The organism is Rubripirellula obstinata (genome assembly GCF_001642955.1).
GTDB classification, from domain to species: domain Bacteria; phylum Planctomycetota; class Planctomycetia; order Pirellulales; family Pirellulaceae; genus Rubripirellula; species Rubripirellula obstinata.
The window spans coordinates 1-14017 of the sequence record NZ_LWSK01000065.1; the positions used below are offsets into that span (position 1 = coordinate 1).

Consider the following 14017-nt stretch of genomic DNA (forward strand, 5'->3'; position numbering starts at 1 on the left):
TCGCTACGGCCTACATGCTTGCGATCAGGGAAATGTGCCGTTGCCACAATGCTTTACAGCGTTCCAACTTGCTGCGTTGCAATGATTTTCATCAGGCCAGAGTGCGTCTGGGAACCAGAAAGTAGGCCGTAGCGAGCCAAAGCGAGTTACGGCGTTGCGCACATTGCCGTAACTCGCTATGGCTCGCTACGGCCTACGTGCTGGCGGTCAGGGAAATGTACCGTTGCCACAATGCTTTACAGCGTTCCAATTTGCTGCGTTGCAATGATTTTCATCAGGCCAGGCTACGTCTGGGAAGCAGAAAGTAGGCCGTAGCGAGCCAAAGCGAGTTACGGCGGTGCGCACATTGCCGTAACTCGCTTTGGCTCGCTACGGCCTACATACTGGCGATCAGGGAAATGTGCCGTTGCCACAATGCTTCGCAGCGTTCCAATTTGCTGCGTTGCAGTGATTTTCATCAAGCCAGGCGTTGACCCGCATGGATCGATACGGTTTTCTGTGTTCGATGCCGTTTAATACAGTAAATTTGCAGCACGATGACTTTGCCACCTTCTTCACAGCCCAACATTCGACCTCGCGATCCGGCCATTATGAGCCGGTTGGCGGGCGAGGTTGCGCTGCGGACTTTTCCTGCTGAAACGATCGTCAAGCATCAGCAAGAAATTCACGAACAGACGCTGCAACTAAGCCGGACGATCGACCGACCGAATTTTTCTAGGGTTGGTCGCGACGATCTGTCTCGGATGATTCGTATGTATGACGAACGGTTCTTTGACGGAAAAATCCTTCCCGTGGCGATGGCGGAAGGTTTGAAGTTTGGGTTGTCGTCGCGGATGACTCGAATCGCCGGCAAGATGGTGACTCATTACCCCGAGGGCCATGAAGGGAAACGCAAGTTTGAATTGTCGTTATCGACAACGCTGCTTTTTCAAACCTTCGAAGATCTAGATCGGCCGGTGGAGGTCACGGGGCGGCGGTGTCGTGATCGGCTGGAAGCGATGCAGCGTGTTGCCGAGCATGAATTTGTGCATCTGATCGAGATGTTGATTTGGAACGATGGCAACTGTAACGAAGCTCGTTTTCAATCGATCGCCAAACGATACTTCGCTCATACCGATTATCGACATGACCTGATCACCCAACGCGAACGAGCGGCCCGGAGATTCAACATTCGCGTCGGCGATCAAGTTGCTTTTGGTCACGAAGGTCACCGGATGGTGGGCCGGGTCAATCGAATCACTCGCCGGGCAACTGTTCTGGTTCCCAATCCCAAGGGCGAACGGTTTAGCGATGGCAAGCACTACGTCAAGTTCTATGTCCCGCTGGAAAAACTGACTCGCGTGAAACTGGCTTAGCTGGAATCCAAATCGGCATTTTTCTGCGCCGCTGCCGTAACTCGCTTTACTCGCTACGGCCTACTTTAGGGGCCGTCGCGAAATAGCTTCCCGTTTTCCCAACCCGAACGCCGATTAGCGTGCCTGCACCCATGCGATTTTGAGTCTTTTATTCCGCCTTGACGCTGGGCCGGTTGGATTGGTAATTCCGACTCAATCACGAAACAACCGAAGTTTTGATTGGGGTGAATGCTTTGCGGGAAACGTTCACCGGCCTACCACGAGCGGGCTGGAGCAACTTTACACGGTGTTTGCGACGGATACTGGGTCATCCGTCTCATTGCCGTCGCTCCGCGATCGAAACTTCCTGATGGCATCAGGGTGCCGGTTTTTCCGCACCCTGATGCCAGGATACAAACTGAAAATTGAGCGATAAAAAAACGTCCGCGCAAACCGACGTCTCCGCCGTTGTTGCCGCAATCGATGACGCGGCAACTGAGAACGCCAATCTTCAGAATCCCGAGACCGAAACGAACGGCGAAGAAAGCAATAACGAAAACAGCGTTTGGTCGATCCGCAACAGAAAACGACGACGTCGAATCAGAACAATTGCGATTGCGGCTGTTCTAGTTGTCTTGGCTATTGGGATCGTAATGCTGGTTCGGGGGAATCGCAATGCTGACGAAGAAGCAGCGACCGCGGTCGCCCCCGCGATTCTGTTCGCCGAAGCCTGCGAAGCATTAGCGGCGAACCCAGAATTAAAAACGCTGCACGTCCGTGAGTTCGAGGTCAGTGATCCGCTGATTGAGAAGATCAAGCCACTCGTGGGCATCGAAACATTCATCGTAGATAAAGGCGCATTGACTGATCAATCGATGGCAACGATCGCCGCATTGCCAAAGCTGCGTCAGCTACGGCTAAGACTCAGCCCGATCACCGACGAAGGTCTCGCTGAAATTACGAAATGCGAAAGCTTGCAATTTTTGAACTTGCCACATGCCGAATGCGGCATCATCGGCGTAGAAAAATTGCTGGATCTACCCAACCTTCGTCAGCTTCGACTTGGATCGAAAAAACTGACGGGTGAAGTCGCGACCGTGATCGCAAAGATGAAGAAATTGCGAACGCTGCATCTGATCGGCGTCCCGATCACGGATGAGGGATTGAAACAGATCGCGGCGCTGCCACAACTGGAATCGCTCTACCTGGACGATTCATCAGTGACCGAGGCCGGGTGGAATTGGTTATTCGCGAACAAGAATCATCTTCATGTTCATATCAACCAAAAACACCACGACCGAGATCCAAATCGTCACGAACACGATTGACGTGTTAGGACAGCTTTGCGGCAAACATCGGTCCGCCGTACTGAGCCGTGTCGCCCAACATTTCTTCGATGCGAAGTAGTTGGTTGTACTTGGCCATACGATCGCTTCGGCTGGCGGAACCAGTTTTGATCTGACCGGTGGACAACGCGACGGCCAAGTCTGCAATCGTGGAGTCTTCTGTTTCACCGCTACGGTGGCTGGCGATTGAGGTGTAGTTGTTGCGATGAGCCAACTGAATCGCGTCGATCGTTTCGGTCATTGTTCCGATTTGGTTGACCTTGATCAGAATGCTGTTCCCGATTCCTTCGTCGATTCCGCGTTGCAATCGTTCAACATTGGTAACGAACAAATCGTCGCCGACCAATTGCACCTTGTCACCGATCTTGTCGGTCAATTTCTTCCAGGTGTCCCAATCGTCTTCGTCGCATCCGTCTTCGATGCTGCAGATCGGATACTTGTCGCACCAACCGGCCAGGAAATCGACCATTTCTTCGCCCGACATTTGGTTGCCGTCGATCGAGTACTTGGAGGTTGACTTGTCATAGAATTCAGTCGACGCGGCATCCAATGCGATCCAAACTTGTTCGCCAGCTTTGTAACCGGCTTTGTCGATCGCGGTCATGATGACGTCGAGTGCTTCTTGGTTGCTCTTTAGGTCAGGTGCAAATCCACCTTCGTCACCAACCGCGGTGTTGTAGCCCTTGTCAGTTAGAACCTTTTTCAGGTTGTGAAAAATTTCGGTTCCGCAGCGGAGTGCGTCGCTGAAACGTTCAAAGCCCAATGGCATGACCATGAACTCTTGAATGTCCACTGAATTGTCAGCGTGTTCGCCACCGTTGATGATGTTCATCATCGGCGCAGGCAGCATTCTGGCACCGGCACCGCCAAGGTAGCGGAACAGAGGTTGGCCGGTGGACGCGGCGGCGGCGTGGGCAACAGCAAGTGAGACGCCGAGAATTGCGTTTGCACCGAGGGTCTTTTTGTTGGCGGTGCCGTCCAGGTCATTCATCAAGCTGTCGATCCCGGCTTGATCGGTCGCGTCCATTCCTTCGAGAGCTTCGGCAATCTTTTCGTTGACGTTGTCGACTGCTTGCGTGACGCCTTTGCCCATGTAGACGGATTTGTCGCCGTCGCGTAGTTCCCAGGCTTCGTGCATTCCCGTGCTGGCACCGCTGGGGACGGCTGCACGACCGTGTGAGCCGTCGGTCAAAAGCACCTCGCACTCGACCGTTGGATTGCCGCGGCTGTCTAGGATTTGGCGAGCGTGGATGGCTTCGATTAGCGTCATGGGAGCCTCTGAAAGAGCTGGGGTAGTTTGTTAACGGATCGCTGAGTCGGCATTTTTGCGCCGCGAGTCACTGGTGACAAGCCGGGGTAGTCCGGCAGGTTCTTAACGCCGAAATTACATCAACCCCAACCCGAACGCGTAAGCGAGGGATATTGTTCGACACAAAAATCCCAAGCTCAACGGCCTGTCAACAAAAGTGAGCCGCGACGCGTAAGCGGCCGGGCCCCGGATACTCAATCGATCCCAGTTCATTCAACGCATTGCCAGAAACGATGAAACCGGTAGGCTTACCCGGTCCCCTGCCCTCCCTCGCACACTCAACACCCAATGTTTACTGGACTTGTCGAAACGACTGGAACGCTTGCTCAGATTTTTGATCAACACCCCGGCAAACGTTTCGCCATCGAAGCTGGAATCGTGGCGACTGACGCATCGATTGGCGACAGTATTTGTATCAACGGTTGCTGTTTGACGGTGGTTGAAATTCAAGCCGGGCAACTGCATTTTGAAGCGGGTGAGGAAACGCTTTCGCGAACCAATCTTGGCCAGTTGCAAGTCGGCAGCAAGGTAAACTTGGAACGTTCATTGGCGGTCGGCGATCGTTTGGGCGGTCACTATGTCACCGGCCACGTTGACGCGTTGGGCTCGCTGATTGAACGAACCGAAGACCCGCCTTGGGCGAATCTGCGATTTTCGATCCCAACTCACTTGGCTTCGCAAGTTGCCGGCAAAGGCAGCATCGCGATCGATGGCATCAGCTTGACGGTCGTGGACGTCGATGAAGACTCGTTCTCGGTCGCCCTGATTCCGCATACACTGGCCGAAACCACGCTGGGCGAACGGAAGGTTGGCGACAAAGTCAACTTGGAAACGGACGTCTTGGCAAAGTACGTTCAGCGTTCCCTGGGGGTGAATTCCCCGGATATGAAATCCCTGGATATGAAATCCCAGGGTGTGAAATCCCAGGGCATCGATTCGCAAACCTAAACCTCTGTCTACGATCAGGCCCCTGCTTTGGATTCACGCCAAACCGCTACCTTTCTATCCAAACGACTTGCCGCAGCCGGCCTGCGACCGGTTTCGCGATTTGGGCAGAATTTTCTGATCGATTTGAATCTGGTTGACCTGATCGCCAAGTCGGCTGATCTGCAAAAGACCGATATCGTTTTAGAAATCGGAACAGGAGTCGGATCGCTGACGTCGCGATTGTCCGACCAAGCCGGCGCGGTATTGAGTGTTGAAATCGACAACAACTTGCACCAATTGGCAAGCGAAGAATTGGAAGGTCGCGCGAATGTCAAACTGATCCACGGCGACGCACTACGCAACAAGAATGCCTTGCGTCCCGAGATCATGGATCACGTCCGTGACGCCCATGCAAGGTTGGGTGAAGACAGTCGTTTTCTGCTGGTCGCCAATCTGCCCTACAACATCGCCACGCCGATCGTCAGCAACCTGCTGCACGAAATACCGACACCCGACGTGATGGTGGTCACGATCCAAAAAGAACTCGGCGACCGAATGGCCGCCGGACCAGGCAGCAAGGATTACGGCGCGCTAAGCGTTTGGGTGCAATCGTTGTGCGATGTGGAAGTCGTTCGCGTGTTACCGCCCACCGTGTTTTGGCCGCGTCCAAAAGTTCACTCCGCGATCATCAAGCTGGAACACAAACCGCAGCGAAGAGCCAAGTTCGCAGACCTGGCCCATTTTCACGCCACCACACGAGCCCTGTTTTTTCATCGTCGTAAATTTTTGCGAAGCGTCGTCATCAGCGCTTTCAAAGGACGGCTGAACAAAGAGCAAGTTGACGTGGTGCTGGAACGACTCGGACATCAAGCGGACGCGCGAGCCGAACAATTGGACGTTCAGCAAATCCAAGAACTCGCCGAGTCGCTGCGATTGGCCGAAATTGATGCGGCGGAGTAACGCCTGGGGCGAGTATGACATCAGCCGCCTCGCGTTAGAGCACCTCCGACTTAGACGGTGCCATGAATGCAGCGCAAAGCCGCCAATCTAGCCGCGGAGCGGTGACAGCCCTTTGCCGGGTGCGTCAGCACCCGGATCATGCCGCCCCATGTTTGTCTGAGCCTCGATCGATCGGCGGCTTTGCCGCCGATCGATCGAGGCTCAGAGGGTTGTTTGTTGCATTGTTTCCGGGTGCTCGCGCACCCGGCACCGAGCTTCCGTCCCGTCCGGGACTGATAGAGCCTAGCCCACGCGGTTAAACAATTGAGAAACCCTTCACGGCGTTGAGCTGTATCCGACTGAACCTTGGGCGTGCCAGGCGTTCCGACCAGCAAAGTTTCTCAGCGGGCTTCACTAAGTCGCTGCTAAGGGGCGATGAGTCACCTTGGCGGGAAATGAGGACTGTATATCCCCTTATTTCGCGTTGTATTTTGGGAAAACAGGGATAAGGTTAGGGCTGACTTCGGCGAGCAAACTTCGGCTTAGCCGTCTGCGTGCCTTCTTGCCGCCAAGTTTTTGTCTCGAAGTTGTGCCTGAGCCATTAGATTTCTGTATGAACCTTTCTGATTTGACTGAACCCGAAGCCGATGCAGTGACGGCTGAAAAAGTGACCCCTGAAAACTCGCCTGTTGATTCACAAACGGCGGGCGAAGAAGACAACTATGTCACGGAAGCCGAATTGCAGGCGCATGTTGAATCCGAGCTTAGTGGTTCGGGAGAGGCAGTCAGCTTGAATCTCGGGTTGAAAGTATCGCGAAAGATTCTGCTCAAGGCTGCTGTCGCTCCGGTGAAACAAAAACCGAAGTTCAAAAAGAAAGAAAAGTCAGCGGGCGTTGAGAGTGCGGCCGTCGAAACAACACCTGCGAAAGCCCCTGCCGCCGAATCGGCTCCGGCAAAAGAAGCTGAACCGGTTGTTGCTGAATCGGTTGCTGCTCAGCCGGTTGCTGCCGAACCAGCGAAAGCAAAAACCAGCGAAGAAGTCGAAACGTTTGCCGACCTGGATTTACCGGCGGCGCTTCAACTCGCGATCACGGAATCGGGTTACACGAAACCGTCTGCCATCCAAGCTGCGATCATTCCGGCGATGCTGGAAGGTCGCGACGTGATCGCCCAATCGCAAACTGGCAGCGGAAAAACAGCGGCGTTTGCTTTGCCCATTTTGGCTAACCTTAAAAAGGGCTCGCGAAAAGCATCGAAGACCGCTGGACCGGCTGTCTTGGTGCTGGCACCGACTCGTGAATTGGCGATGCAGGTTGCTGCTTCGATCGAAAAGTACGCGGGCGATCTGAAAGACTTTGCAGTCACCGCAATCTACGGCGGCCAAGACTACATGCCTCAAAAGCGAGCGCTGCGAAACGGTGTCAGCGTGGTTGTCGGAACGCCGGGACGCGTGATCGATCACATCCGCCAAGGCTCGCTGAAGATCGACAACTTGCAATGCTTGGTGCTGGACGAAGCCGACGAGATGCTGAACATGGGTTTCTTGGAGGACGTCGAATTTGTTTTGGAGCAATGTCCCAAGCAACGACAAATCGCGTTGTTCAGTGCTACCATGCCCGATCCGATTCGACGCATCGCCGACCGATATTTGACGAATCCCAAAACGGTCACGATCAAAGCCAAGTCGATGACGGCCGAATCGATTCATCAAAAAGCGATCTTCTGTGGGCCTCGTGAAAAAACAGACCTGCTGTGCCGCGTTTTGGAAGCCGAAGCGATCGACGGCGTGATCGTGTTTGCGAAGACCAAAGAATCGACGACCGTCATCGCGGACAAACTGATCAAAGCCGGCCACTCGGCTTGCGCCCTCAACGGCGACATGCCTCAAGCGACCCGCCAGCGCGTGGTTGCGAATTTGAAGAGCGGCAAGCTGGACATCATCGTCGCCACCGACGTTGCCGCACGCGGGTTGGACGTTCCAAGAATCAGCCACGTGATCAATTTTGATTTGCCGCACGACCGTGAATCCTATGTTCACCGGATCGGACGAACCGGACGCGCGGGACGAAAGGGCTCGGCGATCCTGTTTTTGGCTCCGTCGGCGCGACATCGCTTGCGATCGATTCAGCAGATGACCAAGCAAGAGATTGAGATCGTTGAATGGCCGTCCGTCGCCGACATTAACGCTCGACGAGTTGAAAAGTTCAAAGAACAAATCACCAAAACACTTGCGACCAGTGATGTGGCTTTCTTTGAAAAGATGGTCAACGAGTACATGGAAGAATCCGGCCAGCCGATCGAAAAGGTCGCCGCGGCGCTGGCATTGATCGGGAAAGGTCGTGGGCCTTTCTTGTTGACTGAACGCGTCAAGCCAACCGGCCGAGATCGTGGCGACCGCAACGAACGTGGTTCGCGTGACGGAAGAGGCGGTGATCGCAATTCAAATCAACGTGGACCTCGCCGCGCATCGGGGCCCGTCAGTGAAGGCATGCTGCGTTACCGAGTCGAAGTCGGCAAAGTTGACGGCGTTGGTCCCGGCAACTTGGTCGGTGCGATCGCCAATGAAGCCGGCATCGATAGCCAGTACATCGGACAAATCAGCATTGAGCACAACTTCACGACCGTTGATCTGCCCGAGAAAATGTCAGCCGACGCATTGAAGACGCTCGAGCAAACCTGGGTGATGGGCAAGCAATTGCGAATCAGCCGCGATACAGGTGGACGTAGTTCAGGCGGTGGCAGGTCTGGCGGTGCCAGACGCGACAAAGGTGGCTACGGCGGCAAAAAAGGCGGCTTCGGCAAACGCAAAGGCGGCGGGAAACGTCGCGACTAGGGAAGAAGGCCGCATTGAGCGAAGCGAAATACAGCCTACGACGCTTTGCGTGCGTTAACACAGGACTACCTGATCGACAATTTCACCATGTGAATCATTGATCGGGTTGCTTCGCGAAGGGTCAGCTTGCTTTCGCCCTGCGTTCGATCGGTAAACGTGATCGGAACCTCTGTCATCGTCGATCCACCGCGATGCATCGCAACCAAGATTTCTTCTAAGATCGAATAGCCATTCGATTCCAGGTCCGTTGCCGATGCGTCACGAAGTGCCGATACGCGGTAGCAACGCATCGAGCCACTGCAATCCCGGACGGGCAGCCCCAAACAAAGCGTTGCAAATCGGTTGACCAAGCGGCTCATTAAACGCCGATGCAGTGGCCAGCCATCGATCTTGCCGCCTGACACGTAACGCGATCCGATCACAACATCGATGTCGTCGCGTCCGGCGTGAGCTTCCAACATCGCGGGCAAATCCGAAGGCGAATGACTAAGGTCGCCATCCATGTTGATAAACAGATCGTATTCGCCCTTGATTGCCGCGACCATCGCATGACGAATCGCGCCGCCCAGCCCACGCTGCTTGCGAACATTCAGCGTGAGTTTGGTGTCGGATTCTGCAAGCTTTGAAACGATTGCCGATGTCCCATCTTCGGAATCATCGTCCACGATCAGGATGTCTGCTTCAGGAACAAAGCCGCGGACCTGATGAATCAGCGATTCAATGTTCTTTGATTCATTGAGCGTGCAGATACCAACCAGGATTTTTCCGAAACCGTTTTTGTCGTTCGCTGGCGTTTGGCCTGGATTGAATTGGGTTGCCGGACTTTGATCGGACTGCGGTTGTGTATCGGCGGACAAAGTGGCTGACTGGGCGCTGGAGAGACTGAGAAACCGGGAAACGGAGAACTCAACAATGAGTTTTTCGAGTGAACCGCCAGAATACCAGGAAATCACTGTTTTTGACCACCACGAATCGATGCTGGTGTCGGCCTACGTTAAAACGTCCTGGCAACGTACAATCGTCGCAACAAAAATTTAGCATTTCGACACCACCACTTTCCTCGATCATTTTGCCCATGTCTGCTTCGGTAAGCCCCCTTCGTGCCCCCACCGGTAGCCCCCAATTTCCCAAGCTGGAAAAGGAAGTCCTGGAATTCTGGGAAGACAACGGCATCTATCAACAATCACTGGATCGCCGTGCCGACGGACCACAATTTGTTTTCTACGAAGGACCACCGACGGCCAACGGAATGCCGCACCCAGGCCACTGTTTGACCCGCAGCATCAAGGACGTATTTCCGCGTTACAAAACGATGCAGGGTTTTCGCTGCGAACGTAAAGCGGGTTGGGACACGCATGGGTTGCCTGTTGAAGTCGAAGTCGGCAAGGAATTGGGCATCCACAGCAAGGAAGAGATCGAAGCCTACGGAATCGAACCTTTCATCCAAAAGTGCCAGTCCAGCGTTTGGCGGTACATGCAGCAATGGCAAACGCTGACGCAGCGGTTGGGTTTCTGGGTCGATCTTGACGAGGCGTATGTTACTTATCACCAAAGTTACGTTGAATCGGTTTGGTGGAGCCTGAAGACGTTGTTTGATCGTGGGTTGCTGTATCAAGGTCACAAGATCGTTTGGTGGTGGGCGCAGGGCGGGACTGCTTTGTCAGCCGGCGAAGTCGGACAGGGCTACCGCGAAGTCGCCGACCCAAGTGTGTATGTGCTGTTTCCGTTGGTGGATCATCCTGGCCGATCGTTGGTCGTCTGGACCACGACACCATGGACATTACCCAGCAACATGTATGCGGCCGTCCATCCAACCGCCGTGGAATACTCGGTCGTCAAGGACGAAGAAACCGGACAAGAACTAGTGCTTGCATCGGCGCTGGTGGAAACGATCGCCGCGAAACTGAAACGCGAACTACCGGTCGTCGAAACGGTGTCCGCCGAATCGTTGATCGGCCAGCGATACGAGCCACCGTTCCCCGATTTTCATCAAGCGACCGGCGACCCGGTTGGCAAACTTGTCGGCGGCGAAACCCAATCCAAATACTGGCGAGTCGTTGCGGCTGATTTTGTCACCACCGAATCGGGCAGCGGAATCGTTCACCAGGCTCCTGCGTTTGGTGAAGTCGATTACGACGTTTTGATCGATCAACAAAAGCTGTTTGTTGACGGCGATGGACCGGAACTGCTTTGTGCAGTCGGTCCCGATGGCAAGTTCACCGACGCATTTGCCGAGATGAAAGGCGTGTGGGTCAAAGACGCCGACAAACCGATTTCACGCAAACTGAAAGAGAACGGAAGGCTTCTGTTTTTAGAACAATACCTTCACGACTATCCATTTTGCTGGCGAGCGAGCGAGGATCCGTTGATCCAGTATCCGCGTGAAAGTTGGTTCGTTCGCACGACTGAGTTCAAGGATGAAATGCTGGCCAATAACGCAAAAATCGGTTGGCAGCCTGGGCACATCCAAGACGGTCGATTCGGAAACTTCTTAGCGTCAAACGTTGACTGGGCTTTATCGCGCGAGCGTTTTTGGGGCACGCCGCTGCCGATCTGGGTTTGTCAAGAAACCGGCCAAATGGAAGCGATCGGATGCTACGACGAATTGCTTGCCAAGCCGGATGTTCAGGGCACCGAAGTCTGGGCAAAGGCAAAGGCCGAGAACCCAGAGTTGGTTGATGACCTGCGAGTCCACAAACCTTACATCGATGCCGTCACTTACGCTTCGCCGTTTTCCGATGGTGCAAGGATGCAGCGAGTGACCGAGGTGATCGATTGCTGGTACGACAGCGGCGCGATGCCGTTCGCCCAGTGGGGTTATCCGCACCAAAACGCCGACCGTTTCCTGGACCAGTTCCCCGCCGACTTCATCAGCGAGGCCTTGGATCAGACGCGTGGTTGGTTCTACAGCCAGTTGGCGATCAGCACGATGTTGTTCGGCAAGGATTCACCCAATCCGATCGCAGCGAAAGACGGTTTGGAAACGCCCAAGTACGATTACCCGCATCCGTTCCGCAACTGCATTGTTCTGGGTTTGATGTTGGGTGAAGACGGCAAGAAGATGTCCAAGAAGGACAAGAACTTTCGCGAGCCCAACGAGATCTTTGACAAGTATGGTGCCGATGCGCTGCGATGGTTTTTCTTTAGCAAACAAACGCCCTGGACTGCGATCCAATACAAAGAGCAGGCGATCAAGGATTCGATTCCCGAATTCCTGTTGCGGCTTTGGAACGTTTTCAGCTTCCTAACCATCTACGCCGAAATCGACGGCTTCGATCCGACCACCGCGACCGCCGCCGATGATCAATTGTCGCCATCATCACTGGCTTCGGCACCAGGCTATCGCGACGCCAGCGAGCGTAGTGAGATCGACCGCTGGATTTTGTCTGAACTGAATCAGACGATTGCAACCGTGACCGAGCGGATGGACGCGCTGGACAACTACAACGCTTGCCGCGCGATCACCGGGCTGGTTGATGGGCTTAGCAATTGGTTTGTTCGCCGAAGTCGCGATCGTTTCTGGGCCAAGGACACTGATTCGCAAGACAAAAACGATGCGTACTGGACGCTGTACGAAAGCTTGTTGGAAGTCACCAAGCTAGTGGCTCCGTTCGTGCCGTTTCTATCGGAAACGTTGTGGAAAAACCTGACCAGTCCCTTCAGTGAATCTGTCCTGGGCAGCGTTCACCTGTGCGATTACCCCAAACCGATCCAAGATCGCATTGATCCTGAATTGTCCGAGTCGATGCATTTGTTGCGCGAGATTGCGTCGATGGGTCGTGCGGCACGAGCCGAAGCGAAACTGAAAGTGCGTTTGCCTTTGTCGCAAGTCGAAGTCGTGTTGACCGACGATTCACGGATCGATTGGCTGAAACAGCATGACGACTTGGTGAAGGAAGAACTGAACGTCAAAACCGTTGACTACACCACTGAAGCGGATAAATACGTTCAGTACACGGTCGTTCCCAACTTCAAACGATTGGGCCCCAAGGTTGGCAAGCAGATTCCGGCCGTGAAAAAGGCACTCGCCGAAGCCGATGGAAACGACCTGCTTCAAGCGATGCAGCGTGATGGGAAAGTCACGTTGGAATTGCCCGGTGGATCGGTCGATTTGGATGACCAAGATATCGAAGTTCGTTTGCAGGCTCGCGAAGGCTGGGCAGCCGCCCAAGGCAGCCGCTGCGTCGTCGTGCTGAACACCGAAGTCACCGACGAACTCCGACGCGAAGGCATTGCAAAAGACCTGATTCGAACGATTCAAAATCAACGCAAAGAAATCCAGTGCGAGTACTTGGATCGAATCGAAGTGGCGGTCGAGACTGACATGGATGAAGTGATTCTGGCGATTAAGGAACACGGTGATCAAATCGCAAACGAGACGCTCGCCGACACCGTGACGTTAGGCACGCTTCCAGACGTGGATCCAATCGAAAATGAATACGGCCGCGTCTTCGTTCGTCGATCTAGTAGCAGTCCGGCCAGTGGCGGTGAATCTTGAGTCGCCAACCCATCCCAACGGCAGTTTTTTTGAGCGGTGGTGGAAGGACGCTGTCGAACCTGATCGCACAAACCGATCTGCCCATCGACATTCGTTTGGTCATCAGCAGCAGTGCGAAAGTCCGCGGCGTGCAGATCGCGAAACAGGCCGGCATTGAAACGATCGTCGTGCCAAAGACCAAAGATTTAACCGATCAATCGTACTGCGACGCGATGTTTGATCCTTGCGTGGCGGCGGGTATCGAGTTGGTAGTGATGGCTGGTTTTTTAAAGCATGTCATGATTCCCCAATCGTTTGAAAACAAAGTCATCAACATCCATCCATCACTGTTGCCCGCGTTTGGTGGCGATGGAATGTACGGAAGCCGCGTCCATCAGGCCGCGATCGATCGCGGTGTTCAGGTCAGCGGATGCACGGTTCATTATGTTGACAATCAGTACGACAACGGCCCAATTGTTTTGCAGAAGACCTGCGAAGTAAAACCGAGCGACACTGCTGATTCCTTGGCAGCCCGAGTCTTTGAACTAGAATGCAAAGCACTGCCCGAGGCCATTCGAATGATTGCCGACGGCGAGCTTAGATCCAATGCACGCTGACGGCCAGGCTCCGCTGGTCCCGCAAGCTCGGTGCCCAGTGCTGACCGGCCTGTTGATTAAATCGACATCTCAGCGGTTATGCTGAGCCGCTGGCTGGGCTGATGAAAATGTTAACTTGTAGCAACCCTTGAAAGTAGAAAGTAGGCCGTAGCGAGCCATAGCGAGTTACGGCGTTGCGCAAATTGCCGTAACTCGCTATGGCTCGCTACGGCCTACATGCAGTGCGGTATGCCCG

9 protein-coding genes are annotated in these 14017 nt (G+C 54.3%); 7 read left to right on the plus strand and 2 right to left on the minus strand.

Annotated features, from left to right (window positions below):
• Positions 1 to 536 precede the first annotated feature (536 nt).
• Together RC85_RS15930 and RC85_RS15940 are read left to right on the plus strand one after the other, a co-directional pair.
• Complete coding sequence (locus RC85_RS15930; protein ID WP_235033207.1) at positions 537 to 1355, plus strand: hypothetical protein; 819 nt, start codon at positions 537 to 539, stop codon at positions 1353 to 1355.
• Between the two features lie 404 nt (positions 1356 to 1759).
• Complete coding sequence (locus RC85_RS15940; RefSeq protein ID WP_068264612.1) at positions 1760 to 2662, plus strand: leucine-rich repeat domain-containing protein; 903 nt, start codon at positions 1760 to 1762, stop codon at positions 2660 to 2662.
• Positions 2663 to 2666: 4 nt separating this feature from the next.
• On the opposite strand, the gene eno is transcribed toward RC85_RS15940, so the two are convergent.
• Positions 2667 to 3950, minus strand: a complete 1284-nt coding sequence (gene eno, locus RC85_RS15945) for a phosphopyruvate hydratase (RefSeq protein WP_068264613.1) — start codon at positions 3948 to 3950, stop codon at positions 2667 to 2669.
• A 327-nt stretch (positions 3951 to 4277) separates the two neighbouring features.
• On the opposite strand from eno, the gene RC85_RS15950 reads away from it, so the two are divergent.
• The 3 genes from RC85_RS15950 (at position 4278) to RC85_RS15960 (ending at position 8688) form a co-directional block, all read left to right on the plus strand.
• Positions 4278 to 4937, plus strand: a complete 660-nt coding sequence (locus RC85_RS15950; RefSeq protein ID WP_068264615.1) for a riboflavin synthase — start codon at positions 4278 to 4280, stop codon at positions 4935 to 4937.
• A gap of 27 nt (positions 4938 to 4964) precedes the next feature.
• Positions 4965 to 5876, plus strand: coding sequence for a 16S rRNA (adenine(1518)-N(6)/adenine(1519)-N(6))-dimethyltransferase RsmA (gene rsmA, locus RC85_RS15955; RefSeq protein WP_235033206.1), 912 nt, complete (start codon positions 4965 to 4967; stop codon positions 5874 to 5876).
• Between the two features lie 592 nt (positions 5877 to 6468).
• Positions 6469 to 8688, plus strand: a complete 2220-nt coding sequence (locus RC85_RS15960; RefSeq protein ID WP_084422733.1) for a DEAD/DEAH box helicase — start codon at positions 6469 to 6471, stop codon at positions 8686 to 8688.
• A 65-nt stretch (positions 8689 to 8753) separates the two neighbouring features.
• Here RC85_RS15960 and RC85_RS15965 read toward each other — a convergent pair whose 3' ends face one another.
• Positions 8754 to 9545: a polyprenol monophosphomannose synthase gene (locus tag RC85_RS15965; protein WP_235033205.1), complete on the minus strand. Its 792-nt coding sequence runs from the start codon at positions 9543 to 9545 to the stop codon at positions 8754 to 8756.
• 218 nt (positions 9546 to 9763) lie between these two features.
• Between RC85_RS15965 and ileS the strand changes: the two genes are divergently transcribed.
• Together ileS and purN are read left to right on the plus strand one after the other, a co-directional pair.
• A complete protein-coding gene (ileS, locus tag RC85_RS15970) occupies positions 9764 to 13186 on the plus strand; it encodes an isoleucine--tRNA ligase (protein ID WP_084422734.1) in 3423 nt (1140 codons plus the stop codon).
• On the plus strand, positions 13183 to 13782 hold the full coding sequence (gene purN / locus RC85_RS15975) for a phosphoribosylglycinamide formyltransferase (RefSeq protein WP_068264617.1): 600 nt from the start codon (positions 13183 to 13185) through the stop codon (positions 13780 to 13782). Before ileS ends, purN begins: the two co-directional genes overlap by 4 nt.
• Positions 13783 to 14017: the final 235 nt, after the last annotated feature.

Excerpts from the sequence above, each read along its gene's own strand:
- ileS (WP_084422734.1), top strand. The coding sequence starts at position 9,764 with ATGTCTGCTTCGGTAAGCCCCCTTCGTGCCCCCACCGGTAGCCCCCAA.
- RC85_RS15960 (WP_084422733.1), top strand. The coding sequence starts at position 6,469 with ATGAACCTTTCTGATTTGACTGAACCCGAAGCCGATGCAGTGACGGCT.
- RC85_RS15950 (WP_068264615.1), top strand. The coding sequence starts at position 4,278 with ATGTTTACTGGACTTGTCGAAACGACTGGAACGCTTGCTCAGATTTTT.
- RC85_RS15930 (WP_235033207.1), top strand. The coding sequence starts at position 537 with ATGACTTTGCCACCTTCTTCACAGCCCAACATTCGACCTCGCGATCCG.
- eno (WP_068264613.1), bottom strand. The coding sequence starts at position 3,950 with ATGACGCTAATCGAAGCCATCCACGCTCGCCAAATCCTAGACAGCCGC.